This is a genomic window from Pirellulimonas nuda, from assembly GCF_007750855.1.
Classification (GTDB): domain Bacteria; phylum Planctomycetota; class Planctomycetia; order Pirellulales; family Lacipirellulaceae; genus Pirellulimonas; species Pirellulimonas nuda.
Window position 1 is genome coordinate 4,873,005 of the sequence record NZ_CP036291.1, and the last position, 26,063, is coordinate 4,899,067.

The following is a 26,063-nucleotide window of genomic DNA, read 5'->3' on the forward strand; positions in this document are numbered from 1 at the left end:
GGTGGGCAGTCTCGCTATTCAATTGATAAGCCATAAGAACCCGCCGATCAGCAGGCCGACCATCAGCCATCCTGCGATGAAGCCGACGACAGACGTCGCGGAGGGGACCGGGATTTCGAGCCCGCCGGCGGTCAGCAGCATGCGCCGCTTGGCCGGCTCGACCCCTTCGGGAAGCGTGCAGGGGGTGCGGACGACCTCCCCCTCGCGGATGGGCGTGCGGGTGAGGTCGTAGAATCGCTGCAGCCGTTCGGGTGGCGTCTTGCGCGTCACCAGGCTGACGGCGATGCACGCGGCGACGCCGCAGGCCATGTAGGCGACGATGACCCAAGGCTCGCTGAGTTCCCAGGCGCCGGCATTCTTCTGGCTCGCCAGGTTGACGAAATCGGCATACCCGCGTTCGCCCAACCAGTTGGCGACCCTTGGGTGGGTAGCGGCGAACCACCCCGCGATCGCCGCTAGGGTGCCCGCCCAAGCGCCGAGCGGAGTGGCGCCCCGCCACAGCAGCCCGATCCAGAAGGCGATTCCGATGGTCGGAGAGACCTTGAACCAGAACTTCAGCGCCGCCACCACGTCGTCCTTGAACCAGAACGCGAACGCGACCCCACTGATCACCACGGCCAAGGAAACGAGGCGACCGACCGTGATGTAGTGCCGCTCGTCGCGGTCGGAGACGATCGGGCGGTAGACGTTTTCCGTGAACAGGGCGGCCGAAGAGATCATGATCGCGTCGCACGAGCTCATGATCGACGCCAACAGGCAGGCGAGAAACACCCCCAACAGGCCGGGCATCACGCCGGGGAGGAACGCCCGGGCGACGTCCCCATAGAGATGGTCCGGCGTGAGCGTCGCGAGGTCGGCGCCGCTGTTCAGGTACCACGCCACCGCGGCGAGCGCCGTGAGGCTCCAGGCGGCGGTGCAAACCCGTTTGAGGATGTTGCCGCACATGAAGCCGACCCGGCCGTCCATCTCCGTCCGCCCGGCGCCGCACACCCCCATGATAAACGGGTACGCGACAATGCCGACCAGCGCCTGCAAGGAGTACATTACGACAAAGAATGCGTCGATCTTCCCCGGCGCCAGCAGGGAGAGCATGGCAGGGTTGTGCGCGGTGAGGGTCTGCCGGACCCCTTCGAGCCCCCCCGTGGCCTGCAAGACAAAAGGGAGTAGTAGGAAAGAGAACAAGACCGTCATGATCCCCTGCACAAAGTCGGTGACGATCGCCGCCGCAAGGCCCCCCGCCATCCCGTAAGTGACGAACAGCACCGTCACAATCGCGATCGCCCAGGTCGCGTCGATGCTCCCTCCGGTGCAGGAGTCGACCATCGCCCCCACCCCGGTGAGCAGCAGACCGATCTTTGCAGCAAGGCTGACGACCCCGACCACAGCGAACAGCACGCCAACGCTACGGTCGTAACGCAGCGTGTAGACATCGGCCGTGGTGACGGCGCGGAACCGCCGCATGATGGGGGCGATGAGCCAATAGAAGGGGGTCGCCGGCAGCCACAGCCACTGCCACCAGATCGCCGAGACGCCGTTGGTAAGCGTCTGTGAGGCGACGCTTACGGCCTGGTCGCTGGAGGTTCCTGTGCCGAACGCGAACGTCAACATCATCATCTTGCCGAACCGCCGCGGCATAAAGAAGTCGCCGGACGTTTTCACCTTGCGCGCTGTCCACACACCCAGCAAGGTGATCCCTGCCAAGTAGATCGGCAGCACAGCCCAGTCAACGGGTTGCATGGCAGCGCCTGGGTCGCGATGAGTAGTGGCCGGCTGCGTTCAAGGGGCCGCTGCTTGAACGTAGTCCTCATACCTTGATTCCAGCGTATCGGGGCTTAGCGCCTCCCGCGAATGGAGGAGCACCCCGTAGCGTAGCCTCAGACTGGCGCCCGGATTTACGACCGTCCGGCGTGGCGGACCGATATGAAACGCTGCGTCAGCGAACGGATTCGCGGCGATAAAGCCGTAGTCACGAGCGTGAAAGCGTGTGGGGCGGAAGTTCTGCGGGTGGCAGAATATCGCGATCCCTGCGGAGACGCCGTCAACCTTGCCGCGATAGTCAACCCACTTAGAGGCCTTGCCCCAAACCTCCGCGGCGTTGCGGCGCCCCTGGCTGTCAAGGATCACGCCGGTAGCCGCCGGCAGCCCCGCCGTTTTGGTCTCTACGCGCAATGGCGTCGCCACGCGGACGCCAAGGCCCATTTCTTCCTGGTCTCCAAAGGAGAACGCTTGGTCGCCGTAAAACGTCGAGTCAAGCGTTAGCAGATAGCCGTTGGGCATTGGCTGCAGCTCGTAGCGACAACGCTCCTTGCAGATGACTTGCGGCGGGTCGTCCGCCGACAGGTAGAGGTTCTCAACCGCGAAGCCGATCCAGGCTTTCCGTGTCGTGGGCGCCTGCAGGAACCTGGCGTGGACGACCTTGGCCTGCAGACGCCAATTGTCCGCGCCGCTCAGGTCGCCGAACGCCAACCACAACCCAGGGTGGAAGGAGGGGTGATCGGCCTCGTCCTCGCCCTCGATCGGCGGGTGGTTGCGCGACACACCCACTCCCCCACGGCCGTGGAGGTTGGCGAAGTACGGGCGTGGGATCTCGGCGTCGTTGTAGACGTAGTCAGCCACTGGCTCCGCGCCGTCACGTAGCTCAATCGCGCCATCGCGGACTTCAGCGCTGAGTTGCGCTCCGGCGTAGTCTGCCCCGCCACACGTGATCGCAACGGCGCCGACAAGCAACAATCGTGATGTCTCGTGCGCAGTTCTCATGCCGGTTGCATGCCCACGGGGGTCGCCCAGTGCCCCCCTTTGCGGTAGACGCGTTGCATCAGTCGGGAAGCGTCGTCGTCGCCCACCACCTGCTCTGCGACGGCGTCGAACTGGAGTGACCGTCCCACGCGGATCGCAGCGTTCGCCAGATGCGCCAGGGCGACGCTACGGTGCGCCTCGATCAGCGGCGCATTGAGCGGCGCCTCGCCACGGATGGCCGCCACGAAGTTGTCGATATGCGCCAGCGCGTTCTCTTCTCCGGGGCGTGAGTCGAGGATCTTCTCGTTCTGGGGCCCGACCACCTGCAGTTTGCCCCGCTTGCTCAGGAACATCCTTCCCTTGGTTCCGTAGAACTCGACCCCCGAGTCGCAGTTCATTGGGTAGTTTCTCGACCACAGCCGCATCTCGAACGAGAGTTGTCGCGGCGTGGCGCCCTGATTGGCCGGGGCGTATTCGAACGCGCACGTGGCGGTGTCTGGGAACTGCTGGTCGTCGTCAAAAAAGTACTTGCCTCCCGTGGCGCTGACTTTGCACGGCAGCGCATCTACCCCGAGACCCCAGCGTGCGTAGTCCAGCTCGTGTGCGCCGTCATTGCCGATGTCGCCGGTGCCGAAATTGTGCCACCAGTGCCAGGCAGAATGCAGCCGATTCGACTGGTGCGGCATCCATTCCGCGGGGCCGACCCATGTGTCGTAATCGATCTCACGGGGAGGGGGCGAAGCGTGCCGCTTGCCGATGCTATCGCGAAGCTGGACATTCCAGGCCTTGGCCGCCAGCACCTCGCCAATCGCCCCCTCGTGCAGCATCGCGATCGCGTCGCGCACGAACGGCCGCGAACGCTGCTGGGTGCCGTGCTGTACGACCACGTTCGCCCGCTGGGCCGCCCTGAGCAACAACCGGCTCTCTCGAAAGTTGTGTGAGACCGGCTTCTCTACATAGACGTGCTTGCCCGCCTCGCACGCCAGGATGGCCGCCGGGGCGTGCCAGTGGTCGGGGGTCGCGATGATCACCGCGTCGATCGCAGGGTCGTCCAGCATCCGCCGCAGGTCGGTCATCGTCCGCCCCGACGCGATGCCCGCGGAACCGGCGAGCTGCCCCAACCTTGTTTGGTCGGGGTCGCAAAGCGACGTGGCGAGGGACCCGAACGACCTGCCGCGAACGCCACACCCGATCAATCCAAACCTTACGCGTTCGCTCGCCCCAACGGCCCGGGCCCGTCGAGAGAGCGAAGCCCCAGCGACGGCGGCGCCCGTCGTCATCAGGAAGGTTCGTCGAGTGAGTGTGCTCATTGTGCGGCCTAAGTCGCTTCTGAATGGCTCGAGTGCTGCGTCATGTTTGCGAACGTTTGAATGATGGCGCTGTTATCGCGCTCGCCCAGGCCTTCTTGTTCGGCCCGCTCCAACAACTCTAGATGCAAGGAGGTAAGAGGAAGCGGCCGAGCGTTGGATTTGGCCAGGCTCACTATCATGCGAACATCCTTTGCGTGCTGGCTCAGCTTGGCTTGCGGCGAGAAGTCGCCGTCGATCATCTTCTGGCCCTTGGTGTCCATCACCCCGGAATAGGCGTTGCCCTGTCGCAGCACCGCAAGAGCCGCTGCCGGGTCGAGACCGATCGATTCGGCGAAGCACAATCCCTCGGCGAGCGCAGCGCGGTTGAGCCCGAGAATCAGGTTGTTCACCAGCTTGGTCTTGGCTGCGTTCCCCCAGGCGCCCAGGTAATGAGCCCTGGCGACCATGGCGTGAAAGACGTCTCTGCAAGCGTCGAAAGCCGGCTCCCGGCCGGCGACCAGCGCTACCCCCTCGCCACGGCGGGTCTGATCGCTCGACGCTAGGATGGGCGACTCCAAGTAGTCGACCCCACGATCCGAGAGCCGACGCCCCAACCGCGCCGTCGCCTCCGGCGAGCCCGTTGTGGCGTCAATCAGCACCTGCCCCGGTTGAAGCGATTGGTCGCAGCGGCCGAGCACCTCCTCGACAACCTCGGTCGTGTACAAACAGAACACGACGCGCCGGCAATCGGCGATGGGGTTCTCCGACCAGCGGGCGCCCCGCGCCACCAACGGAGCGGCTTTGTCAGGCTCGCGGTCGAAGACCAACAGTTCGAACCCCCCCGCCAGCAGCCGCTCGGCGAGCGCCGATCCGAGCAGCCCGAGGCCGACGACTCCGAGCGGCTGGGGAGTTCTCGATTGCGCTGGCATGACGGGCTACGGACACTCAAGAGAGATGGAGGGGTGATCGCTGCAGTCATTGTGCGGCAATCTACCCGCTGGTGGCGACCGTGTCGCAAAAGCGGGCGGCAAATCGCGGTCGCAACTCGGAGGCTTGTGCCCCCAGGCTATTCGCGCGGCTGCGTCACTCGGGTCAGCCTCAGCTCTTCCACGTTCTCGATCACACTGGGCTGCGACGCGTTGCGGAACTCGCAGTCCCGGAGGTGCACCTGCCCGATGGCGCTATCGGGAAGGCCCACCAGGTACATGGGCCGCAGGCTCTTCTGCGAGACGACCCGTTCGAGAACGATGTTCCTGACGGTGGGGACGAAATCGCCCGACTCGGGATGCCAGTACCGCAGATCGATCCTCAGCACGGCGTCGCTGACCTGCCCAACCTGAACGTCACGGACATACAGGTTCTCGAGAAAGCCCCCGCGCATCGAGTTGGACTTGAGCCGGATCGCACGCTCAAGATGGGGGCTGTCCATCTTGCAGTTCTCGACAAACACGTTGCGGATCCCACCGCTCATCTCGCTCCCCAACACTACCCCGCCGTGGCCGTCCTTCATGACGCAGTTCCGGACAATGATGTCTTGGCTCGGAACAGCGACCCGTCGGCCGTCTGCGTTGCGTCCTGACTTGATCGCAATGCAGTCGTCCCCCGTGTCGAAGTAGCAGTCTTCGATAAGCACATACCGACAGCACTCCGGGTTGCAACCGTCGTTGTTGGGCCCATGCGTTTCAATCCGAACCCCGCGCACCGTCACGTTCTCACAGAGCACGGGATGGATCTCCCACATGGGAGACCGAACCACTTTGACCCCCTCAACGAGCACGTTCTTGCAGCGGTAGAATTGAATAAAGCTGGGCCTCAGGTGATGCCCGGCGCCGAACACGCGATCGCCAGGGGGCACGCCCCGCTCAACCATGAGGCCGAGCCTTGCGATGTCCTTGGCCCAGTTGGGCTCCCAACCCCACCAGTGTTCATCGTCCGCCTGCCCGTCGATCGTCCCCTCCCCCGTAACGGCGACGTTCTCCTGCTCGAAGGCGTAGACCAGCGGCGAGAAGTTCATCAGCTCGGTCCCCTCAAAGCGGGTAAACACCGCCGGTAGGTAGTCATCCGGAGCCGCGCTGAACAGGAGCGTCGCGCCGCGTTCCAGGTGCAGATTCACGTTGCTCTTGATCCGGACCGGTCCTCTCGACAACCACTTGCCGGGGCCTAGCACCACGCGTCCTCCCCCTTCCTCGCTGCACGCATCAATGGCCTTGGAGATCGCCGCTCGGAAATCGGCCTTGCCATCCGCGCTCCCCCCAGGGGGATCGACCCGGAAGTCACGGTCGGGGAACTCCGGCGGCACGATACGCTGGAGGATCGCGGGGACGGCGTCCCAACCGCTAGGCGGAGCATCGGCGCCGGAAGCTCGGGCCGCGTGTGTCGAGATGCCCAGGGCGACGAGCAGGATCGCGAGTGGGTTGTTGAGAGAGTGCATGGCGCCCTTGTCTATCCGTGTGTCGCATCCGATAGGTTCCCACGCGACGACTGTTGGTCGCGCGACCCGAGTCGTCCATTCTGAGGGACGAGGGCTCAAGAGAAACGTGTCGAACGCCTTGTTTCAAGACAAGAAACGTTTCATGCCGCATCCCGCCCCCTTTTGCGTCATACGGCCCCATTTGTTCGCGGCAGCGTGTATGGTTTGCATTCTAGCGGGCTCGCGCACCGAACTCACACGAACATGCGGGCCCGCCACGCTGCTGCCCACGCTTCCGTAGAAAGCAATCAAAACCCACGGCCCCGACCCGTGTCGCGAACCCGCCAAATAGCGTTGGCCTTCCCCAGGGGGGCTCATCAAGAGCTCTTCATCGAGGGCGTCTGCCGGTACGCGGCCGAGAACGAATGCGACTGGGCATACACCGTATCCCCCGAGTCGCTCTCGCTCTCGCTTCTCGAACTCGACGGCTGGCCGGGCGACGGCGTGCTCGCCGCGGTCAACACACCGGAAGAGGCGCGGTGTGCGAGCATGTTTCCGATCCCGGTAGTCAACGTATCCAGCGCGCTGGCCGATTCGCCCGTAGCGCGTTCGATGGTAGACAACGAGACCATCGGCAAGCTCGCCGCCGAGCACTTGCTGAGCCGGGGGTTCAAGAACCTGGCCTTCTACGGGCTTACCGGCGTCGAGTTTTCCAAGCGACGCTGGATGGGATTCCTGTCGCACCTTGAGGAGAGCGGGTTCACCGGACTCTCGAGCGCCCAGCACCTAGCCGCCCCCACGTTCCGCTTCCACAGCAAAGCATGGCTGAAGCAGAATCAGCAGCTCTCCGAATGGCTTGTGTCGCTGCCCAAACCGTGCGGCGTCCTGGCGGTTTCGGACTACCGAGCCCGCTACGTCCTGGACGCCTGCCAGCAGGCCAAGATTGAGACGCCCGAGCAGATATCCGTCATCGGCGTCGACAACGAGCCCTTCATCTGCGAACACGTCTCGCCCACGCTTACAAGCGTCGCCCGAAACAACATGATGGAAGGGTATCGCGCGGCGGAGATGCTGGACCAGCTAATCCGGGGCGACGAGTTGGAGTCCTTAGAGACCCGCGTGCCTCCGCTGGAAGTCGTTGAACGCCAGTCGACCGCGGCTTTTGCTGTCTCCGACCCCCGCCTGCGTATGGTGCTGGCCTACCTGCACGACTACCTTAAGGACCCGATCACGGTCGAGGAGATGGCGTCGCACGCCGGCGTTTCGCGGCGGTGGCTGGAGTACGCGTTCCGCGACGCCTTCGGAGAAACACCCTATCAGTACATCCGCCGCCAACGCCTGCAACAGGCTCGCCGCCTGCTGAGCGACGAGCCGCGGACGAAGATCATCAACGTGGCGCAGCGTACCGGGTTCGCTTCCGTCAAACAAATGCGTCTCGCATTCCTGCAGGCGTACGGCGCTACGCCGGGCGAATGCCGGCGGCAGATGTTGGAGCACGAAGAGGCGGCGATCGAGCTTGAAACCGACTAACGGCCCGGTCTTCCCGTCCGGCTCTCGGCGGGTGACGCTTTGGTCCGAAAAAGGGGGCGGACTGCTCCATGCCTGGCAAGAAGCGGCTAGGTACGATGACGCCCCCTCGCTTGACGGCAAGTCGCCGGCGACAGCGATCGTTGCGGGCCGCTGCTCGCTGTTCCCCACAATCACCGGCGTCGGCGGGGAGGCGCCAGGACGACCGTCCTTCCGCCGAGGCCCCCCGAAGATTCGAGGTCGAGCGATCCGCGCTCGAAGGCCGCTGAGGGTCGCTTGCTACAAAGGGGTCCGGCAGGTCGCTACAATCAACACGCTTGCGGCCAAGCGTCGCTCTCGGACTCCTTCAAAGTGTCGCTTCGACGCGCAGAACTGCCTGTTAGGGCCCCATGACCGGCATCGTTCGGCTACGTACTAAAAAGGTGATCGTGGGAAAATCGACTTCTTTCTTGCTGCTCGGCCTGTTGGCCGTCACTCTGGCGGCAACCGCTGTCGCGGCTCTGGGGTTGGGGCAGGGAGTCCATTCCGGCCCGCTCGTGCTGAAGCTGGGCCATAGCCTCGACCAAAGCCACCCGGTCCATGTCGCGATGGAGCACATGGCGCAGAGGCTGGCGGAAAAGTCGGGCGGGACCATGCTGCTGGAGATCGCGCCGAACGGTCAGCTCGGCTCGGAGACCGATTGCATCGAGTACCTACAACGGGGGGCGCTAGCGCTGGCGAAGACGTCAACCAGCCCCCTCGAGAGCTTCGTGCCCTCGATGGCGGTCTTTGGCGTGCCGTACGCCTTCCGAGATGAAGATCACTTTTGGAAGGTCATCGAGGGAGAGATTGGCGAGGAACTGCTCGCGGCAGGCGCCGACCACGGCGTTCACGGGCTGTGCTACTACGACGCCGGCGCCCGCAGCTTCTACACGGTGAACCGACCGATCCTGGCGCCAGACGACCTTAAGGGGCTCAAGATCCGCGTGCAAGAAAGCAAGACGTCCATCGCCATGCTGAAAGCCCTCGGCGGCTCCCCCACCCCGATGAGTTTCGGCGAGCTCTACTCTGCACTGCAGCAGCGGATCGTCGACGGCGCCGAGAACAATCCCCCCAGCTTTACGTCAACACGCCACTGCGAGGTATGCAAGGACTACTCCCTCGACGAGCACTCTCGGACTCCCGACATCTTGTTGGTCAGCGAGCTCTGGTGGGACCGGCTGAACGCAGACCAGAAGCGTTGGCTCACCGAAGCGGCCGACGAGTCGACCACGGTCCAACGGCGACTATGGCGCGAAGAAACCAACAAGGCGCTCCGCACCGCGGAGTCCGAAGGGGTGCGGATCCACCGCCCCGACAAGAGCGCCTTCATTGAGAAGGTGGCGGAGATGCACGAGGCCTATGGCGACAGTGAAATCGGCGTGCTGCTAAGGCGAATCGAGGAGGTCCGGTAGCCGTGATGATGCAGTCATTCTTCAAGCTTAGCGACGCCGTGCAGCGCCTGCTGGAACTGCTGGTGATCCTGCTTGTACTGACGCTCGTGGGCGACGTCTTGTGGGGCGTGGCTGCCCGGTTCGGCTCGCACTTTGGCCTTTCCCCCAGCCTGTGGACGGAGGAACTCGCCCGGCTGCTGTTGATCTGGGTTACGTTCCTCGGTGCGGCGGTCGGCTTCGCCCGCCGCGAGCACCTGGGGCTCGATTATTTCGCGAACAAGCTGCACCCCGACGCCCGTCGAACGCTTGCCTGCGTGAGCGAGTTGATCGTGATCGCGTTCGCCGCCACGGCGCTCGTGTACGGCGGCATGGTGCTGGTCCGCGAGACGCTGGGGGCGGGGCAGTTCACCCCGGCGTTGCAGCTCAAGATGGGTTACGTCTACCTTGCGGCCCCGATTGCCGGGGCGTGCATTATCCTGTTCGGTTTAAAGAGGCTCCTGGAGCTGATATTTCATCCGGCGCCGATGAGTCAGACGCACGACGTGGAAACCGCCGCAAGGCTAGACTGACGCCGACGCCGGCCGCTTCCCTGCCGATCCCCCACCCCACTTCTGCCGACGGACCAATCAAGCGTGGAGCCACAGGTTGTCATCCTTGTTCTTTCGTTTCTTGTCCTCTTGGTCATGGACGTTCCGATCTCGGTCGGCCTGGGGCTCAGCGCGCTGCTGACCCTGATGTCGATCCCAGGAATGCCGGCAAGCTACCTCGTCGCTCAAAAGATGAGCACGGGCGTAGCGAGCTTTAATCTGCTGGCGATCCCGTTCTTCATCTTGGCGGGCATCCTGATGGGCGAGGGGGGGATGGCCCGCAGGCTGATGGACTTCGCCGCCGCGATCGTGGGACGCACGACGGGCGGGCTGGCCTACGTCTGCACGATCACCTGCATGCTCTTCGGCGCCATCTCGGGGTCCGCCACCGCCGCCGTCTCTTCCGTCGGAGGGACGATCCTGCCCGAGATGGAGCGGAACGGCTACGACCGCCGCTTCAGCGTGGCGCTCACCACGGTCTCGGCGACCACCGGGCTCGTCATCCCACCGAGCAATATTATGATCGTCTACGCCGTTGTGGCGGGCAACGTGTCCGTGGCGGCGATGTTCCTTGCCGGCGTGCTGCCGGGCGTCTTGCTCGGGCTGGCCATCATGGCGGTAAGCTGGCTGAGGGCCTCCACGCACCCGCCGGCGACTTCTAGCCGCGAGGACGCCACGACAGACGGTTCGAGCTGGGGCGGCCAAGTGATTTATTCGGGGCTCCGCGCTCTGCCTAGCCTGGCGCTGGTGGTGATCGTTCTGGCCGGCATCCTCGTGGGTCTCTTCTCGCCTACCGAAGCGGCGGCCATTGCCGTGCTCTACGCCTTCCTGCTGGCGGTTTGCGTCTACCGCGAGATCCGGTTGCGCGACCTACCGAACATCTGCTTGCGAACAGGGATTACCACAGCGGTCGTGTTCCTGCTGATCGCGGCGAGCCAGGCAACCAGTTGGGCGCTTTCCTACGAGAACATCCCGCAGCAGGTGGGGCAGGCGATGCTCACCCTGTCCGACAACTGGATCGTGCTGCTGCTGTTGATCAACGTGCTGCTTCTGTTTGTCGGCACGTTCATGGACATGACGCCTGCGGTGCTGATCTTCGTGCCTATCTTTCTGCCGGTAGCGGCGCAGATGGGGCTACACCCCGTGCATTTCGGCGTGTTGATGATCGTGAACCTGTGTATCGGGCTGTGCACTCCGCCGGTCGGAACCTGCCTGTTTGTCGGTTGCGGGGTCGGCAAGACGACGATCTCCGAGCTCGTCCGACCGCTGCTCCCTTTCCTAGCGGCGATGATCGCGGCCCTGATGTTAGTAACCTACCTGCCAGAGTTGTCGCTCTGGCTGCCCAGGCAGGCAGGACTCTTGGACTAGCCCCAGGTTCGGTTTCATCGCCGGGCCCCAGTTGGTGTAGGGCGCCGGACGGAAGGCCTCCAGAACGTCCACCTGCCTGCGAATCTAGGCAGATTTCTCTCCGGCTTCGGGCCGTTGCTCACGATTGTCTCATTTCGGGGCAGAAAGCGAGTTGCGGCATTTCGGCTCGGCCCTGCATACTGACGGTCGGGGAGCAGTGCTGTCGGTGCGACGGCGCCGCGCCTCCGCCGTTTGCGCCTGCCAGACGCCGTGCGTGTCCGCCGAAAGAACCGCGAGATAAGATGTCACTCCCTCGTCTGTTGATGGTCGGCACGGGCGAGTACACGACGGGCTATGTCCGCGACGGGGCGAGCGGTTCGGACAAGAGCGCAGGCGTGGTGGCGCTTACCTGCTTCGACCTGCGTGACCGGGGGCGGCTGGGTGACCTGAGCATGGCGGGCGCCAACGGCGCCAAGTTCCCCGCCATCCGCCGCCACCTGCAGGATCTGGTCGGCGACAAGTACAGCGGCCTCGACGTGTCGTTCCGCAGCTTCCCCGCGGACGACACGCCCCGCGACCCGCTGGCCTACCTGGCGGCGCTCGACGCGTTGGAGCCGGGCGACCTGGTGACGGTCTTCACGCCGGACGACACGCACTTCGAGATCGCCATGCGGGCGGTCGAGCGGGGCATGCACGTGCTGGTCGCCAAGCCGATCGTGAAGAACCTGCGGGAACACCTCCTGCTCGCGGCCGCCGCCCGCCGCCACGGGGTGCTGGTGGCGATGGAGGTGCACAAGCGATGGGACCCGCTCTACGCCGACGCCCGCGACCGCATCCGCGAGCTGGGCGCCTTCAGCTTCTTTAGCTCGTACATGAGCCAGCCGAAGAGCCAGCTCGGCACGTTCCGGGCGTGGGCGGGCAAGTCGAGCGACATCAGCTTCTACCTGAACGCGCACCACGTCGACTTCAACAACTGGGTCGTCGAGCACTGCGCGCGGCCGTTGGCGGTCTCCGCCATCGCGTCGACCGGCGTGGCGGCGGCGGCGGGGCTCGACACCGAAGACACGATCACGCTCTGCGTCGAGTGGGAGAACCTGGCGGACCGCTCCCGCGCGTCGGCCCTGTACACCTCGTCGTGGATTGCGCCGCAGAGCGACGTCCACTCGCAGCAGCGGTTCTTCTACATGGGGCACAAGGGGGAGCTGAACATCGACCAGGCCCACCGGGGCTACGCGCTGGCGACCGACACGGCGGGCTACGCCTCTCCCAACCCGCTGTTCATGAAGTACGCCCCCGACGCACGGGGGCGGTTCGCCGGCCAGCACGGCTACGGCTACCGCAGCATCGAGGCGTTCGTCGAGGCGGCCCAGGCGGTCCGCACGGGCAAAGCGGCCTGCGACGACTTCAACGGCCGCTTGGCCACGGTCCACGACACGACGCGTGTGACGGCCATCCTCGACGCCGGCCGCCGGAGCCTCGACGCCGGGGGGCAGCGGTTCGAACTCGAGTACGACGCCGCCGGGCAGGTCTGGGCCATCAACACGCCCACGCCGGCCGGCCCGGAAGGCCCCCACTGGACCACCCGCGCCCCAACCGGTGGGAAGGCCGTGATCGGTCAGGCGTAAGGGCTGCTAGAAAGCCTGCGCGTGATTCATTCTAATTGCGGGCCGATTGGAACGGTCCAAGATCGTTTGGCCAACGAACACCACAACGCCCTCCAGCGGTTCAGGATGAGTACCCCACAGCCCACTCCCCTCGGCCTCGCTCCTTCCTTCGGTTTTGGCGACCGCATCGGACTGGCAACCCCTGGCCACATCGCGGCGGCGCGTCGCGCGGGGGGCGGCATCGCACCGATGTTCGCCCAGCAGTCGATCCGAGAGATGACGCGCACCAATCGCACCCCCCCGGGCGTGATGGAAGACGCGATGAACGCCTGCCGCGCCGCCGGCTGGAGCCAACCGCACGGCGCCGACGCGGACCACCTGAAGACCCCCGCGGACGTTAGCGTCACCGCCGAGGCCGGTTTCACCTTCTTCACTATCGACCCTTCCGGCATCGTCGACCAACAGGCCGACGACTACAGCGAAGCGCGCGTCCGTGAGTTGTTCACGGAAGCCGCGGGAGCAGCGCCGTGGGTAAACGGGTACCGGGGCAAGACGGTGAAGCTCCCGACGGGGTCGACCATCGTCTTCGATGAGCCCGCTCTGCTCAAGGCCGCGGTCAAGTACGGTCGGGCCATCGAGGCGGCGGTGTCGCTCGCCACGACCATCCGGCAGGTACAGCAGGCGGCGGGGCGTGATTACGAGATCGAACTAAGCGTTGACGAAACCGAGCAGCCCACCACGCTCGCAGAGCACTACATCGTCGCCGATCAATGCCTGCAAAGCGGCATGAAGCTCGTGTCGCTAGCGCCTCGGTTCATCGGCGAGCTGGAGAAGGGCGTCGACTACATCGGCGATGTGCAGGCGCTGGAGACGAGCCTGCGCGACCACGCCGCAATCGCGCACGTGCTTGGCCCCTACAAGCTGAGCCTGCACTCCGGTTCCGACAAGCTCTCGATGTACCCCGCCCTCGCGCGGGCTACCGGCGGGATGTTCCACGTGAAGACGGCCGGCACCTCCTACCTAGAAGCGCTGCGCGTGGCGGCCCAGGAAGAGCCAGAGTTGTTCCGCGAGCTCTGCGTCTTCTCGCGGACCCGCTACGACGCCGATCGCGCCACGTATCACGTCCACGCCACGCTCGACGCCGTTCCACCTCCCGAGCACTTGAAGAGCGACCTCGAGCTTCAAGAGTGCTACCTGGGACGGTGGGAAACGACGCCCCAGGGGGACGGATTCACCCAGGCCGGCCGGCAGATCTTGCACTGCACATTCGGGTCGGTGCTGACCGACAAGCGGCTCGGCCCCGCGCTCCGAGCCTGCCTGGTCGAGCACCCCGCCGTGTACGAAGAGGTCCTCGCGGTGCATTTTGAGAAGCACCTCTCGGCTCTGCGGGCAGGCATGTAACCCACGCTGAAGCGAGCCGCTGGGCAGGAACAAGGCCGGAGCCGATTCGTCTAGCGTCGGCCCAACGCAAAGGCCTGCTTGGTTGTCGGAACGGATAAGGCTGAGTACGCGACTGATCGGGACTCTTATAATCAAGGTTGTTCGATGAAGGCTTTGGAAATCACCGCGCCGGGGGAGTGCCGGCTTACTGAAGTGCCAACGCCCCAGCCGGGCGCCGGCGAGGTGCTGCTGCGCGTTCGCACGGTCGGCTTTTGCGGCAGCGACCTGAACACCTTCCGCGGGCTCAATCCGCTGGTCTCGTACCCCCGCGTGCCGGGCCACGAGATCGCGGCCACGATCGAGCAGTTGGGCGAGGGGGTCGACGGATGGTCGGTCGGGACTCCCGTGCTTGTGTTCCCCTACACCGAGTGCGGCAAATGCAGCGCGTGCCGGGCCGATCGCCCCAACTGCTGCCGCTACAACCAAACCCTCGGCGTGCAACGCGAGGGCGCCATGTCGGAGTTCTTCGCGATCAGTGCAGAGAAGATCATCAGCGCCGAAGGGCTGTCGTTCTCTGAACTCGCCCTCGTCGAGCCACTGACGGTGGGGTTCCATGCCGCCGCCCGGGGCCAAGTCCGCGACGGCGACACGGTTGCCGTGTTCGGGGCGGGCGCCATCGGCTTGGGGGCCATCGCGGGCGCCGCTTTCCGCGGGGCGCGTGTGATCGCCATTGACGTAGACGACGCAAAGCTCGAGCTGGCCACCGCCTGCGGCGCCGCTGAGGCCATTAACTCGCGGACCATGCCGCTCCATGATCGGCTGCAAGAGTTGACCGACGGGCACGGCCCGGATGTGGTCATCGAAGCCGTGGGGTTGGCGGAGACCTTTGTCGCCGCGGTAGAAGAAGTCGCTTTCGCCGGGCGGGTCGTCTACATCGGCTACGCCAAAGCAGCCGTGGCGTACGAGACGAAGCTGTTTGTGATGAAGGAGCTCGACATCCGCGGGTCTCGGAATGCGCTCAAGGGCGACTTCGAGAACGTCATCAAGATGCTCTCTTCCGGAGGGTTCCCGAGCGACCGCATCGTCTCACACCAATCTACGCTGGACGACGCGGGAGAAACACTCGCCGCCTGGGGGCAGAACCCGCAGGCGTTTACGAAGATCCACGTTGATTTCCCCCTGGGGGATTCGCTGTCTTCGTGACAGGCTGCCTCGGATCGGGCCAGAGCGGGGCGTTCGGGCGCTGGCCCGCGGGCCATGGTTCGTGCAGGGTCGGTAGAGCCAGGGCCTGCCGCGGTCGCACCCGCCCCGTGGGACCGCGTTGACCTGCGGCCCAGAGAGATCCTGCCCCAGGGCCAAGCTCAATGGCGTTGTGCACTGGCGCCGGACGCGATTGTGGGCGCGCACCAAGTAGCAGCCGCAGTCTTCCCGGCTTGCTTCGCCGCCCCCCAGAGTCGCTCTAGCCCACGCCCTCCCCCGAGACGCTGGCCGGCGCCGTGGAATCGTGCGTTGCTGCGCAGAGTACGGGCACGCCGATGGCAAGCTAGGAGGGGATGGCAACGAATTGTCCCACGGTGGATCCGCAGAGCGCACAGGGGGGGCACGTTGGGACCCCCTAAGCTCAGCAAGCAAAGCGGCGCCGGCTTTGCATTGCCGGCTGCGTACTGACATCCATCAGCACCTATGCAGCTAAAAAGCCGGCCCGCCCAGCTATGCCGAACTCCCTGCGTTTCGCGACCCCGCTCTTCTGCCTGCTCCTGGCATGCTGCCAAGGGTGCGGGACAAAGCCAGCAGAGGTCGATCTGAGCGTGCTGGCGGACCTCGAGAAGGAACTGGCCCAGGGCCCGGCCGGAGCGACCGCCGCCGAGCCCACGTCTCTTTCAACGAGGAAGCAGCAAAGAACGCTGGACCTGGAGAAGGACGCCCTCAAGCTGGGGTTCATCAAGCTTACCGACTGCGCTCCGATCGTGATCGCCAAGGAGAAGGGCTTCTTCGGCGACGAGGGGTTGCAGGTAGAAGTGATCGCCCAACCCAACTGGCAGACCCTGCTCGACAACGTCATCAGCGGCGAGCTCGATGGCGCCCACATGCTCTCGGGCCAGCCGATCGCCGCCACGATCGGCATCGGCAAACAAGAAGACATCTTCACTGCGTTCACGATGGACCTCAACGGCAACGCGGTCACCGTTTCGAACGCCATCTGGGAGCAGATGCAAGAGAACGAGCCGCGGCTCAAGCAGCCGCGGCCGGAGCATCCGATCTCCGCAGACTCGCTCCGGCCGATCGTCGAAGACATGCTTGCCGCGGGGCAGAAACTACAGATGGGGATGGTGTTCCCTGTTTCTACGCACAATTACGAGCTGCGCTACTGGCTCGCCGCGTCTGGGATCAACCCCGGGATGTACTCACCCAGCGATATCGCGGGGCGGACGGACGCCCAGGTCGAGCTGTCGGTCACGCCGCCGCCGATGATGCCGGCGACGCTCGAAGCGGGCAACATCCAGGGGTACTGCGTCGGCGAGCCTTGGAACCAGCAGGCGGTGGCCAAAGGGATCGGCGTTCCGGTCACGACGAACTACGACATCTGGAAGAACAACCCAGAGAAGGTGTTCGGCGTGAGCAAGAGGTGGTCCGACGAGAATCCAAACACCCATGTGGCGGTCGTCAAAGCGTTGATCCGCGCAGGCCAATGGCTAGACGCCGTCGACCCGTCCGGCGACCTCGTCAACCGCGAAGAGGCGGCCCGCATCCTCTCGCGGCCCGACTACGTCGGCGCCGACTTTGCCGTAATCAAGAACTCGATGACGGGCCACTTCTACTTTCAGAAGTCCGACAAGCGGGCGATGCCCGACTTCAATGTCTTCTACAAGCACCACTGCACCTACCCATGGTACAGCGACGGCGTGTGGTTTCTGACCCAGATGCGAAGGTGGGGACAGATCGCCGAACCCAAGCCGGCTCAGTGGTACGAGGAAACTGCCAGAAAGGTGTACAAGCCCGAGGTCTACCTGAAGGCGGCGCGGATCCTGGCCGACCAGGGCCTGATCCAAGAGGCCGACGTTCCCTGGGAGACCGACGGCTACAAGCCCCCCACCGATGAGTTCATCGACGGCGTGACCTACGACGGCCGCAAGCCGCTTGAGTACCTCAAGGCCCACCAGATCGGCAACCAGGACTAGCGCCCCCCGCCTCCTCGCCGCCCCCTCTGGCGAAAGCCCCCTTCCCACGCAAACCCAACGCCCCAGGCCGATGAAGTACACGCTGATCAAGGCGATCGACGTCGCAGGGCTCAACTTCCTGACCCCCGTGGTGCTGCTGTGCTACGGGGAGGAACCGGCGAAGCAGCTCAGGGAGATCGGGCGGTACATCGTGCTCCCCCTGTTGGCCGTAGCCGTGGCCGTTGGCGTGTGGGTCCTGGTTGCCGAGCGCATCCAGACCAAATCGGGCAAGCTCCCGAACCCGGCCCAGACGTGGTCGGCCGCGTCCGCTATCTGGACGTTCCACCTCCGCGAAGAAGACAAGGCCGACGCCTACCTGGCAGAGGGGAGCAACCGAGCGCAGATGCTTGACGAGACCGAAGCGCGGCTGGCCAAGCTCGAAGCCGCCGCGGGCATCATCGAATCCAAGTTAAGCAGCTCGCAGGCAGACGCATCCGCCGCGGTCGACGCAAAACAATCGCCGGCGGAGGCGCGTGTCGCCAAGGCGACCGCGGAAATCACTCGCGCCCGGTCGCGACGCGAAGAGGCGCTGCTGCGTCTCGCCCAGAAGCTCCCGGCCGGCTCGCCGGAGGGGAAAGAGCAGCTCGTCGGCTACGTCCGCGCGCACGAGGCGAAGAAGCAACTCGAGCGCGAAGAGCTTAAGGCGCTCCGCGACCAGCTTGCAGCGCAGCAGGCTGGCGCCAAGCCTGAGGTTGAGCGGTGGACCCGCCTCCAATCGTCCGTCGCCGAGGAGCAGCAGTACCTGGCGAAGAAGGCCGACCTGCTTGCGGGCGCCAACCGAGCCGCGAGACTCGACCGGGAGAAGGCCCAACTGACCGAGGCAGAGCAGGAGCTGCTCGCCGCAACGGGCGCAGACGCCCTGGCGGCGGCCAGGCGGGTCGAGCGCGCCGAGGGCCGGATCGCGTCGGTCGCCCAGTCGGCCTACGCCCAGCCGGCGACGCTGCCATTCCAGACCAAGCGGAGCGTGCTCTGTGTCTTCTGCGGGTTCCTGCTTGGGTCGGCGATCGCGATCCCCATCGGGATCCTGTGCGGCCTCTCCAAGACCGTCATGGCGATGGCGACCCCCTTTATCGCGTTGCTCAAGCCGGTCTCTCCCATCGTCTGGCTGCCGGTAGCGCTGATTATCGTCAGCGGGTTCATCCCGGACCCCGACAAGAACCCGCTCGTCCAGAAGCTGTGGGCGCTGCCCTGGATGGGCGACTACAAGATCAATCCGGCGTTCATCGCTTCGGCGATCACCGTGGCGCTTTGCTCGCTGTGGGCGACCATGACCAACACCGCCCTGGGCGTCGCGTCGGTTGACAAAGACCACCTCAACGTCGCCCGGGTGCTGCGGCTTGGGTTCTGGGACCGGCTCTTCAAGATCGTGCTGCCTTCGGCGCTGCCGCTGATGTTCGCCGGGCTGCGTATCTCGCTCGGGGTCGGCTGGATGGTGCTGATCGCCGCGGAGCTGCTCAGCTCGTCCGAGGGGATCGGCAAGTTTGTATGGGACCAGTTCAACAACGGCGCCAGCGACTCGTTCGCCAAGATGGTGGTCGTGGTGTTTGAGGTGGGCGTGGTCGGCTTGCTGCTGGACCGTGTGATGATCGTCTTCCAACGCCTCGTGAGCTTCGACGGCGCACCGGCAGCGATCTAGCAAAACAGTAGACCACCGACACACAGTCACACAATCAGAGGGGGTGAGGTCGTTCGATGGCGTTTCTAGAACTCGACAACGTGACATTCGCCTACGGCTCTGGCTCAAGCCGGTACGAGGTGTTCCAGGGCGCGGACCTGCGGGTCCAGGAGAACGAGTTTGTCGCGGTGCTCGGCTTCTCAGGGAGCGGAAAAAGCACGCTGATCTCGCTGCTGGCCGGCCTAGAGAAGCCAACCCTGGGCGGGGCTCGCTTGCGGGGCGAACCGATCGCCGGCCCGGGTCCCGACAAGGGGGTCGTGTTCCAGAACTACTCGTTGCTCCCGTGGCTGACGTGCGTCGGCAACATCGACCTCGCGGTCCGCCGGGTGATGCCGGGGCTCAAGGGCCCAGAACGACGCGCCTACGTGCAAACGTATCTCGACCTGGTCAGCCTCACCGGCGCCGAAGAAAAGAAGCCGCAAGAGCTATCGGGCGGGATGCGGCAGCGGCTGTCGCTGGCTCGCACCCTCGCGATGAGGCCCGAGGTGCTGCTGCTGGACGAACCGCTTAGCGCGCTAGACGCCCTTACTCGGGCTGTGCTGCAGGACGAGATCATCCGCATCTGGGAAGAGGACCGCCGCACGGTTGTGATGATCACCAACGACGTCGACGAGGCGGTCTTGATGGCCGACCGCATCGTGCCGATGACCCCCGGCCCTTCGGCATCGCTTGGCGACAGCTTCTGCGTTTCTCTCCCGCGACCGAGGGACCGCGCCACGCTCAACTTCGACCCAGACTTCAAGCGGCTGCGGAACGACGTGACCCGGGCCATGCTGCGGATGAGCAGCGACGCAAAGGAGCTTGCGCCGGTGCTCGATTATCCCCTCCCCGACCTAGAACCGGTCATCCCCGGACGCCCGTTGAGCGTAGCGTGATCGAGCCCCCGAACGCCGAACCCCGCTCTCAGCGACCCAAGAATCCTTAAGGACCTTGCGTGACTTCCTATCACGACAAACGCTTCGTCGAGATCTTCCAGCTCACCAAGGCCTACCCCAACCGGTACGCCGACGACGTGAAGGTGGTGGACGGATTCGATCTGGTCATGCAGCGCGGCGACGTAGTGAGCGTGATCGGACACTCGGGGTGCGGCAAGAGCACCGTGCTGACGATGCTCGCCGGGCTCAACCCCGCCACGTCGGGCAGCATCGCGGTCAACGGCCGCGAGATCGACGGCCCCGGCCCCGACCGGGCAGTGGTGTTTCAGTCTCCCTGCCTGCTGCCGTGGCTCACCACGCTGGGCAACGTGATGTTGGGAGTCGAGAAAGTGTACCCGCACGGTTCCAAGACCCAACGGCGGCAGATCTGCGAACACTATCTCGCGGCCGTCGGCCTGGCGGACTCCATGCACAAGTACCCGCGCGAGATGTCTGGCGGGATGCAGCAGCGGGTCGGCATCGCTCGGGCCATCGCCCTGAAGCCGCAGGTGCTGCTGCTCGACGAACCGTTCGGCCGACTCGACTCGCTCACTCGGATGGAGCTGCAAGACGTGGTGCTGCGGGTCCTCGATACCGACCGGATCACGACCATGATCATCACCCACGACGTCGATGAAGCGATCTACATATCCGACCGCGTCTGCATGATGACCAGCGGGCCGCGGGCGCACGTTGGGCAGATCTTGGAGATCCCCTTTGCACGCCCCCGCCAACGCGCGGACGTGCTCGAACACCCCCTCTACTACGACCTCCGCGGCTGCTTGATCTCGTTCTTGGAGCAGCAAGACCACTCGGATGACAAGAGCGGGGTCCACGACGACGCATCGGCGACGATGCAACGCGTCGAGGCGCTCTACGACACCACGCACGGACGCGTGGGTGTCGACGCCGCCGACCTCGCCCTCCCCGTCGGCGCCGCCTAAGGAGGCTCGTTTGATGACACTTACCTCAGCTCCGCCGAAGGCCAAGTTGGTTCGCGCCATCGAGGTTTGGCGCTGCGACGACTCCGGTCAGCGGCTCACGCTGGCCTCGGGCGCCTACGGAGACGACGACGAGCTTCGCTCCGGCAGCGAGTCGATGAGCTTCTGCCTCGGCGAGGGCCTGCCCGGGATGGCTTGGCGCGACCGATCGCCGGTCGTTATGCACGACTTGCAGGCGGGCGAGTTCCTACGGGCCGAGCTCGCGGAACGGGTCGGCCTCTCGAGCGGCATCGCGGTCCCTTGCTTGCATCGGCAGCAGGTCGCCGGGGTAGTCACGTTCTTGTGCGACCACGGGCAGGACGCAGAAGGCGCGTTCGAAGTTTGGCGCCGGAACCAGCGAGACGAGCTCGCCTTGTCCGGCAGCTACTACGCGAACCTCGACCGCTTTGGCCTGATCAGCCAGTACGTCAAGTTTCCAAAGCGTGCAGGCCTGCCCGGCAAGGTGTGGAGCGAACAATCTCCCAAGCTGGTCGGGAACCTCGGGTCTTCCAAGGAGTTTATGCGCGCCGCCGGCGCACGGGCCGAAGGGCTGAACGCCGCGCTGGGCCTGCCCATCTTCTCTTCGCCGCTCGAGATCGACTCGGTCGTTTGCCTGCTCTCGTCCGCCCGGTCGCCGATCGCATCGGTGATTGAGGTATGGACGCCGGCAGAGCCAGATGACGAAGGGACCGATTCGCTCACGCTGCGGTCGGCCTTCTACGGCCCGTACGTCGACCTGGCGCCCGCGGCGAGCCAAAGGCGTTTGTCACGGGGCGAAGGACTGGCCGGACGCGCGTGGCAAGAGATGGCCCCCGTAGCGACCGACGACGCCCCCGCCTTTGAGACCGCGCGTGGCCGCAGGCTGAGCGAGTACGGGCTGTCCACGGGCCTGGGATTCCCCGTCTTTGTCGGTGAGCGCCTTGCCGCCGTGGTCACCCTGATTGGATGAATCTGCCGTGACTGTCCTCGCCAAACCGCCGATCGCCCCAGCAAGCCCGCACAACGGCGCCGCGCCGGCGGGCGACTTTGTCACCCGCCTGCTGGCCGAGCAACGCGACCTGACCGCGGTAGAACGGTTTGCGCGGGTGCACGAAGCAGACTCCCCGCCGGCTCAAGCGAAGTACTACCGCGACCTGATCCCGCTAACGACCCCGGGCGCCGGCGAGCAGTACGCGTTCGAGGTCGACCTCGACGCCTGCACGGGCTGCAAGGCGTGCGTCAGCGCTTGCCACAGCATGAACGGGCTTGAGCCTACCGAGACGTGGCGGGCGGTCGGTTTGCTACAAGGTACAGACGACCAGTTCCCTATTCTCCAACACGTCACCACCGCTTGCCACCACTGCCTGGAACCGGCCTGCCTGGCCGGCTGCCCCACCAACGCTTACGAGAAAGACCCCATCACGGGCGTCGTTTCGCACCTCGACGACCAGTGCTTTGGCTGCCAGTACTGCACCATGGCATGCCCCTATGAGGTTCCCCAGTACAGCAAGACGAAGGGGATCGTCCGCAAGTGCGACATGTGCCACGGCCGGCTCGCCGCGGGCGAGGCGCCAGCCTGTGTGCAGGCCTGCCCCAGCCAGGCGATCCGCATCAGGATCACGCCGCGTGAGCTGACCAAAGCGGAGGCGTCCGGTCGAGGCTTGTTGCCTGGCGCCCCCGACAGCGAGTTCACGAAGCCCACCACACGCTACCTAGGCGCAGATCGGCTGCCGGCCGGAACCGCGCCCGCCGACGCGGCTCACGCGTCGCCGCAGCACGCCCACTGGCCGCTGATCATCATGCTCACGCTCATCCAGATGGGGGTCGGCGCCTTTGCGGTTCTCTCGCCGCTGCGTTGGTGGGCCGGCGGAGGAGAGGCCTTCGTGGCGCTCGCGGCGCTCACCGCCATGGGCGCCACCGGCGTGGCCCTGGCGGCGAGCACGCTCCACCTGGGTCGACCGACGTACGCGTTCCGGGCGGTGCTAGGATGGCGCCACTCGTGGCTCAGCCGCGAAGCGATCGCCTTCGGCGCCTTTGCCGGCCCGGCGTCGGCCGTGACCGCGTACGCCCTGCTGCCCTATTTGCCGTTCCAACCGCCGCTCGAGCCCCCGCAGGCGCTCCGTGTGCCGCTCGAGGCGTTTACCCCGATCGCGGGTGCGGTCGGCGTCTACTGCTCGATCCGCATCTATCAGTTCACCCGCCGAGTCTTCTGGATCGGCCTAGGGACCGCCTCGCGGTTCTGGCTAACCTCCGCCGTGCTGGGGCCGGCCCTCGTGCTTGCCTGCTGGTCGCTCACCCAGAACGCCGGCGCAGTTTCACACGGCCTGGCGGCATGGATCATCTTGGCCGCGACGACCAAGCTGCTGTTTGAAGCATCTATCCTCCGACCGTCGGCCGAGACGCACCCTTCGCAACGGCTCACCGGGCAACTGATGACGGGGCCACTCGCCGCGGTCACGGGCGCCAGGTTCGCGGCCGGCGTGTTGGGGGGCGTGGTCTTGCCGTTAGCCGGGTTGGCTGCGGGGGGCGCCGTCGCGGCTGCAATCTCCTGTACTTCTCTCGGCTTGCTGGTGGTCGGCGAGCTGGCAGAGCGGACGCTGTTCTTTGGAGCGGTCATCCCGCTCCGCATGCCGGGGGGGATCAAACCATGACCGAGCCCGTTTTGAAGGCCAAGCCGAGGCGCACGGCGCCCAAGCTCGTCGGACAGGTCCGCAACCTGATCCACCAGCGCGACGGCGTGCTGACGCACGACTTGGTGCGGGCGCCGGGAGAGTTCGGCCTAGGCCAGGTCCCCGCCAAGCTGAAGCCAGACGCCACAACGACCATGACCTGTGGGTTCTGCTCGACCGGCTGCGGGCTGAACATCCACCTGCGCGACGGCCAAGCGGTAAACCTCTCGCCGGCGACCGAGTACCCGGTCAACCTTGGCATGGCCTGCCCAAAAGGCTGGGAGGCACTCAATGTGCTCGACGCCCCCGACCGGGCCACAACGCCGCTGCTCCGCGGCGCGGACGGTCGGCTGTCTCCGACGAGCTGGGACACAGCCATGTCGACCTTCTGTGATCGCATGCAGGCGATCCAGCGCCAGCACGGGCCCGAGTCCGTGGCTTTCCTCAGCACGGGACAGATGCCCACCGAAGAACAGGCGCTGCTGGGCGCGCTGGCGAAGTTCGGCATGGGGATGGTCCACGGCGACGGCAACACGCGTCAATGTATGGCCACCGCGGCGACGGCCTATAAGCAGTCGTTCGGGTACGACGCCCCGCCGTTTACGTACCAGGACTTCGAAGAGTCGGACGTGATCGTGCTGGTCGGCTCGAACCTCTGTATCGCCCACCCCATCATGTGGGAGCGTGTGCTGCGCAACCGCAACCGGCCGAAGATCATCGTCATCGATCCACGCTCGACCGAAACAGCGATGGCGGCGTCGAAGCACTTGCCCCTCAAGCCCAAGGGCGACCTAGCGCTCTTCTACGCGATCGCCCACGTGCTAGCGCGTCAGGGCTGGATCGACCGCGACTTCCTCGACGCGCACACAACAGGGTACGACGGCTTCGCACAGCACCTTCAAGCCTACGCGCCCAACGCCGTGGCGGCGCGTACCGGCATCGCCCCCGCCCTGGTCGAAGAAGTAGCAGACGTCATCCACCGTGGAGAACGGGTCTCTTTCTGGTGGACCATGGGGGTGAACCAAAGCTACGAGGGGACCCGCGTGGCGCAAAGCCTCATCAACCTGGCCTTGATGACCGGCAACATCGGGCGGCCTGGAACTGGGGCGAACTCGATTACCGGCCAGGCCAACGCCATGGGGTCGCGGCTGTTCAGCAACACCACCTGCTTGTACGGGGGCAGAGACTTTGAGAACCGGGCCGACCGCGAGCACGTGGCGGGGGTGCTGGGCATCGACGGGGCTCGCATCCCGACCCAGAACAGCCTTCCCTACCACCAGATCTTGGAGCGGGTCCGCGCCGGCAAGATCCGTGGGCTGTGGTTCATCTGCACCAACCCGGCGCACTCCTGGAGCCAGCAAGCCGACGCCAGGGCGCTGCTGAAGAGCCTCGACTTCTTGGCGGTGCAGGACATGTACCACTCGGCCGACACCGCGGCGCTAGCCGACCTGGTACTGCCGGCCGCGGGCTGGGGTGAGAAGGAGGGGACCTTCATCAACAGCGAACGCCGGCTGGGGGTGATCAAGAAGGTGAAACAGGCGCCGGGCGAGGCGCTCTCGGACTTCAGCATCTTCCGCCTGATCGCGGACCGTTGGGGCTGCGGAGAGATGCTGTCCGAATGGAGCAGCCCCGAAGCCGCCTTTGAGATCCTCAAGCGGCTCTCGGTCGGCACGCCGTGCGATTTCTCGGGGATCGAGAACTACCTGCACCTCGACCGCAACGGAGGCATCCAGTGGCCCTGCCCCGCCCCCGCCGAGGGGGTCGCCGGGCAGAGACGGCTGTTCGAGGATGGCCGCTTCTACCATGCCGATGGCCGAGCAAGGTTTCTGTTCGACCCGCCCACGGACATGCCGGAACCCCCCGACCGAGACTACCCCTACCTGCTGCTCACGGGCCGGGGCACGGCGTCGCAGTGGCACACACAAACACGCACGTCCAAGTCGGCGGTGCTGCGGAAACTCTACCCGGCGGGAGTCTATGTCGAGGTCAACCCCGGCGACGCCCGCCGCGAAGGGGTCCGCCCCCAGCAGCGTGTGTGGGTCGCCTCCCGCCGGGGCAGGGTCGCGGCGACCGCCTACGTCACGCCGACGATCCGGCCCGGCCAGCTCTTCATGCCGATGCACTACCCCGAAACGAACCGACTAACGCTTTCGCACTTCGATCCCCATTCGCACCAACCTTCCTATAAGGACTGCGCGGTACGGATTGAGGCGATCCGCGGCGCGGAACAACGCAGCCCGCAAAAAACAGCCACCGAGGCCCCATCGGTGAGCAGGAGCACCTATGGCGACTAACCCGCTGACGCCCGCGGATGCCCGCGATTCTCCCAGCGGCGT

Annotated in this window: 19 protein-coding genes; 14 read left to right on the plus strand and 5 right to left on the minus strand. The window is 65.5% G+C overall.

Going from position 1 to position 26,063, the window contains the following annotated elements; all coding sequences use genetic code 11:
* Window positions 1-18 precede the first annotated feature (18 nt).
* The 5 genes from Pla175_RS18930 to Pla175_RS18950 form a co-directional block, all read right to left on the minus strand.
* Window positions 19-1,737 (minus strand): sodium:solute symporter family protein, encoded by a 1,719-nt coding sequence (locus tag Pla175_RS18930; protein WP_145288905.1) that lies wholly within the window; start codon window positions 1,735-1,737, stop codon window positions 19-21.
* Between the two features lie 39 nt (window positions 1,738-1,776).
* Window positions 1,777-2,757 (minus strand): DUF6807 family protein, encoded by a 981-nt coding sequence (locus Pla175_RS18935; RefSeq protein ID WP_145288909.1) that lies wholly within the window; start codon window positions 2,755-2,757, stop codon window positions 1,777-1,779.
* Window positions 2,754-4,046, minus strand: coding sequence for a Gfo/Idh/MocA family protein (locus Pla175_RS18940; protein WP_145288912.1), 1,293 nt, complete (start codon window positions 4,044-4,046; stop codon window positions 2,754-2,756). Before Pla175_RS18940 ends, Pla175_RS18935 begins: the two co-directional genes overlap by 4 nt.
* A gap of 8 nt (window positions 4,047-4,054) precedes the next feature.
* On the minus strand, window positions 4,055-4,954 hold the full coding sequence (locus tag Pla175_RS18945; RefSeq protein WP_145288915.1) for an NAD(P)-dependent oxidoreductase: 900 nt from the start codon (window positions 4,952-4,954) through the stop codon (window positions 4,055-4,057).
* Window positions 4,955-5,091: 137 nt separating this feature from the next.
* Window positions 5,092-6,456 (minus strand): glycoside hydrolase family 28 protein, encoded by a 1,365-nt coding sequence (locus tag Pla175_RS18950; RefSeq protein WP_145288920.1) that lies wholly within the window; start codon window positions 6,454-6,456, stop codon window positions 5,092-5,094.
* 333 nt (window positions 6,457-6,789) lie between these two features.
* Here Pla175_RS18950 and Pla175_RS18955 point away from each other — a divergent pair, with 333 nt between their 5' ends.
* The 14 genes from Pla175_RS18955 to Pla175_RS19020 all read left to right on the plus strand — a co-directional run bounded on the left by Pla175_RS18955 (window position 6,790) and on the right by Pla175_RS19020 (window position 26,021).
* On the plus strand, window positions 6,790-7,965 hold the full coding sequence (locus Pla175_RS18955) for an AraC family transcriptional regulator (RefSeq protein ID WP_197526990.1): 1,176 nt from the start codon (window positions 6,790-6,792) through the stop codon (window positions 7,963-7,965).
* A 386-nt stretch (window positions 7,966-8,351) separates the two neighbouring features.
* On the plus strand, window positions 8,352-9,395 hold the full coding sequence (locus Pla175_RS18960) for a TRAP transporter substrate-binding protein (protein ID WP_145288926.1): 1,044 nt from the start codon (window positions 8,352-8,354) through the stop codon (window positions 9,393-9,395).
* A 5-nt stretch (window positions 9,396-9,400) separates the two neighbouring features.
* Complete coding sequence (locus tag Pla175_RS18965) at window positions 9,401-9,943, plus strand: TRAP transporter small permease (protein WP_145288929.1); 543 nt, start codon at window positions 9,401-9,403, stop codon at window positions 9,941-9,943.
* 114 nt (window positions 9,944-10,057) lie between these two features.
* Window positions 10,058-11,329, plus strand: coding sequence for a TRAP transporter large permease (locus Pla175_RS18970; RefSeq protein WP_197526992.1), 1,272 nt, complete (start codon window positions 10,058-10,060; stop codon window positions 11,327-11,329).
* Window positions 11,330-11,610: 281 nt separating this feature from the next.
* Window positions 11,611-12,933: a Gfo/Idh/MocA family protein gene (locus Pla175_RS18975; RefSeq protein WP_145288935.1), complete on the plus strand. Its 1,323-nt coding sequence runs from the start codon at window positions 11,611-11,613 to the stop codon at window positions 12,931-12,933.
* Between the two features lie 21 nt (window positions 12,934-12,954).
* Entirely contained in the window at window positions 12,955-14,313 is a 1,359-nt protein-coding gene (locus Pla175_RS18980) for a tagaturonate epimerase family protein (protein ID WP_261342787.1), read from the plus strand.
* A 144-nt stretch (window positions 14,314-14,457) separates the two neighbouring features.
* Window positions 14,458-15,495 carry a zinc-binding alcohol dehydrogenase family protein gene (locus tag Pla175_RS18985; RefSeq protein WP_145288942.1) on the plus strand — a complete coding sequence of 346 codons (1,038 nt, stop codon included), beginning with the start codon at window positions 14,458-14,460 and terminating at the stop codon, window positions 15,493-15,495.
* Window positions 15,496-16,004: 509 nt separating this feature from the next.
* A complete protein-coding gene (locus tag Pla175_RS18990; protein WP_145288945.1) occupies window positions 16,005-17,471 on the plus strand; it encodes a CmpA/NrtA family ABC transporter substrate-binding protein in 1,467 nt (488 codons plus the stop codon).
* A gap of 70 nt (window positions 17,472-17,541) precedes the next feature.
* A complete protein-coding gene (locus Pla175_RS18995; RefSeq protein WP_145288948.1) occupies window positions 17,542-19,146 on the plus strand; it encodes an ABC transporter permease subunit in 1,605 nt (534 codons plus the stop codon).
* Window positions 19,147-19,202: 56 nt separating this feature from the next.
* Window positions 19,203-20,060 carry an ABC transporter ATP-binding protein gene (locus Pla175_RS19000; protein ID WP_145288951.1) on the plus strand — a complete coding sequence of 286 codons (858 nt, stop codon included), beginning with the start codon at window positions 19,203-19,205 and terminating at the stop codon, window positions 20,058-20,060.
* 59 nt (window positions 20,061-20,119) lie between these two features.
* On the plus strand, window positions 20,120-21,043 hold the full coding sequence (locus tag Pla175_RS19005) for an ABC transporter ATP-binding protein (protein ID WP_145288955.1): 924 nt from the start codon (window positions 20,120-20,122) through the stop codon (window positions 21,041-21,043).
* 13 nt (window positions 21,044-21,056) lie between these two features.
* Window positions 21,057-22,028, plus strand: a complete 972-nt coding sequence (locus Pla175_RS19010) for a GAF domain-containing protein (protein WP_197526993.1) — start codon at window positions 21,057-21,059, stop codon at window positions 22,026-22,028.
* A gap of 7 nt (window positions 22,029-22,035) precedes the next feature.
* Window positions 22,036-23,709 carry a DmsC/YnfH family molybdoenzyme membrane anchor subunit gene (locus tag Pla175_RS19015; RefSeq protein ID WP_145288962.1) on the plus strand — a complete coding sequence of 558 codons (1,674 nt, stop codon included), beginning with the start codon at window positions 22,036-22,038 and terminating at the stop codon, window positions 23,707-23,709.
* A complete protein-coding gene (locus Pla175_RS19020) occupies window positions 23,706-26,021 on the plus strand; it encodes a molybdopterin oxidoreductase family protein (RefSeq protein WP_145288967.1) in 2,316 nt (771 codons plus the stop codon). The genes Pla175_RS19015 and Pla175_RS19020 overlap by 4 nt, the downstream gene beginning before the upstream one ends.
* The last annotated feature ends 42 nt before the right edge of the window (window positions 26,022-26,063 follow it).

Bases quoted from the DNA above. Each gene is read 5' to 3' on its own strand.
- Pla175_RS18930 (WP_145288905.1), bottom strand. From the start codon at position 1,737: ATGCAACCCGTTGACTGGGCTGTGCTGCCGATCTACTTGGCAGGGATC.
- Pla175_RS18935 (WP_145288909.1), bottom strand. From the start codon at position 2,757: ATGAGAACTGCGCACGAGACATCACGATTGTTGCTTGTCGGCGCCGTT.
- Pla175_RS18940 (WP_145288912.1), bottom strand. From the start codon at position 4,046: ATGAGCACACTCACTCGACGAACCTTCCTGATGACGACGGGCGCCGCC.
- Pla175_RS18945 (WP_145288915.1), bottom strand. From the start codon at position 4,954: ATGCCAGCGCAATCGAGAACTCCCCAGCCGCTCGGAGTCGTCGGCCTC.
- Pla175_RS18950 (WP_145288920.1), bottom strand. From the start codon at position 6,456: ATGCACTCTCTCAACAACCCACTCGCGATCCTGCTCGTCGCCCTGGGC.
- Pla175_RS18960 (WP_145288926.1), top strand. From the start codon at position 8,352: ATGACCGGCATCGTTCGGCTACGTACTAAAAAGGTGATCGTGGGAAAA.
- Pla175_RS18965 (WP_145288929.1), top strand. From the start codon at position 9,401: ATGATGCAGTCATTCTTCAAGCTTAGCGACGCCGTGCAGCGCCTGCTG.
- Pla175_RS18970 (WP_197526992.1), top strand. From the start codon at position 10,058: ATGGACGTTCCGATCTCGGTCGGCCTGGGGCTCAGCGCGCTGCTGACC.
- Pla175_RS18975 (WP_145288935.1), top strand. From the start codon at position 11,611: ATGTCACTCCCTCGTCTGTTGATGGTCGGCACGGGCGAGTACACGACG.
- Pla175_RS18985 (WP_145288942.1), top strand. From the start codon at position 14,458: ATGAAGGCTTTGGAAATCACCGCGCCGGGGGAGTGCCGGCTTACTGAA.
- Pla175_RS18990 (WP_145288945.1), top strand. From the start codon at position 16,005: ATGCCGAACTCCCTGCGTTTCGCGACCCCGCTCTTCTGCCTGCTCCTG.
- Pla175_RS18995 (WP_145288948.1), top strand. From the start codon at position 17,542: ATGAAGTACACGCTGATCAAGGCGATCGACGTCGCAGGGCTCAACTTC.
- Pla175_RS19000 (WP_145288951.1), top strand. From the start codon at position 19,203: ATGGCGTTTCTAGAACTCGACAACGTGACATTCGCCTACGGCTCTGGC.
- Pla175_RS19010 (WP_197526993.1), top strand. From the start codon at position 21,057: ATGACACTTACCTCAGCTCCGCCGAAGGCCAAGTTGGTTCGCGCCATC.
- Pla175_RS19020 (WP_145288967.1), top strand. From the start codon at position 23,706: ATGACCGAGCCCGTTTTGAAGGCCAAGCCGAGGCGCACGGCGCCCAAG.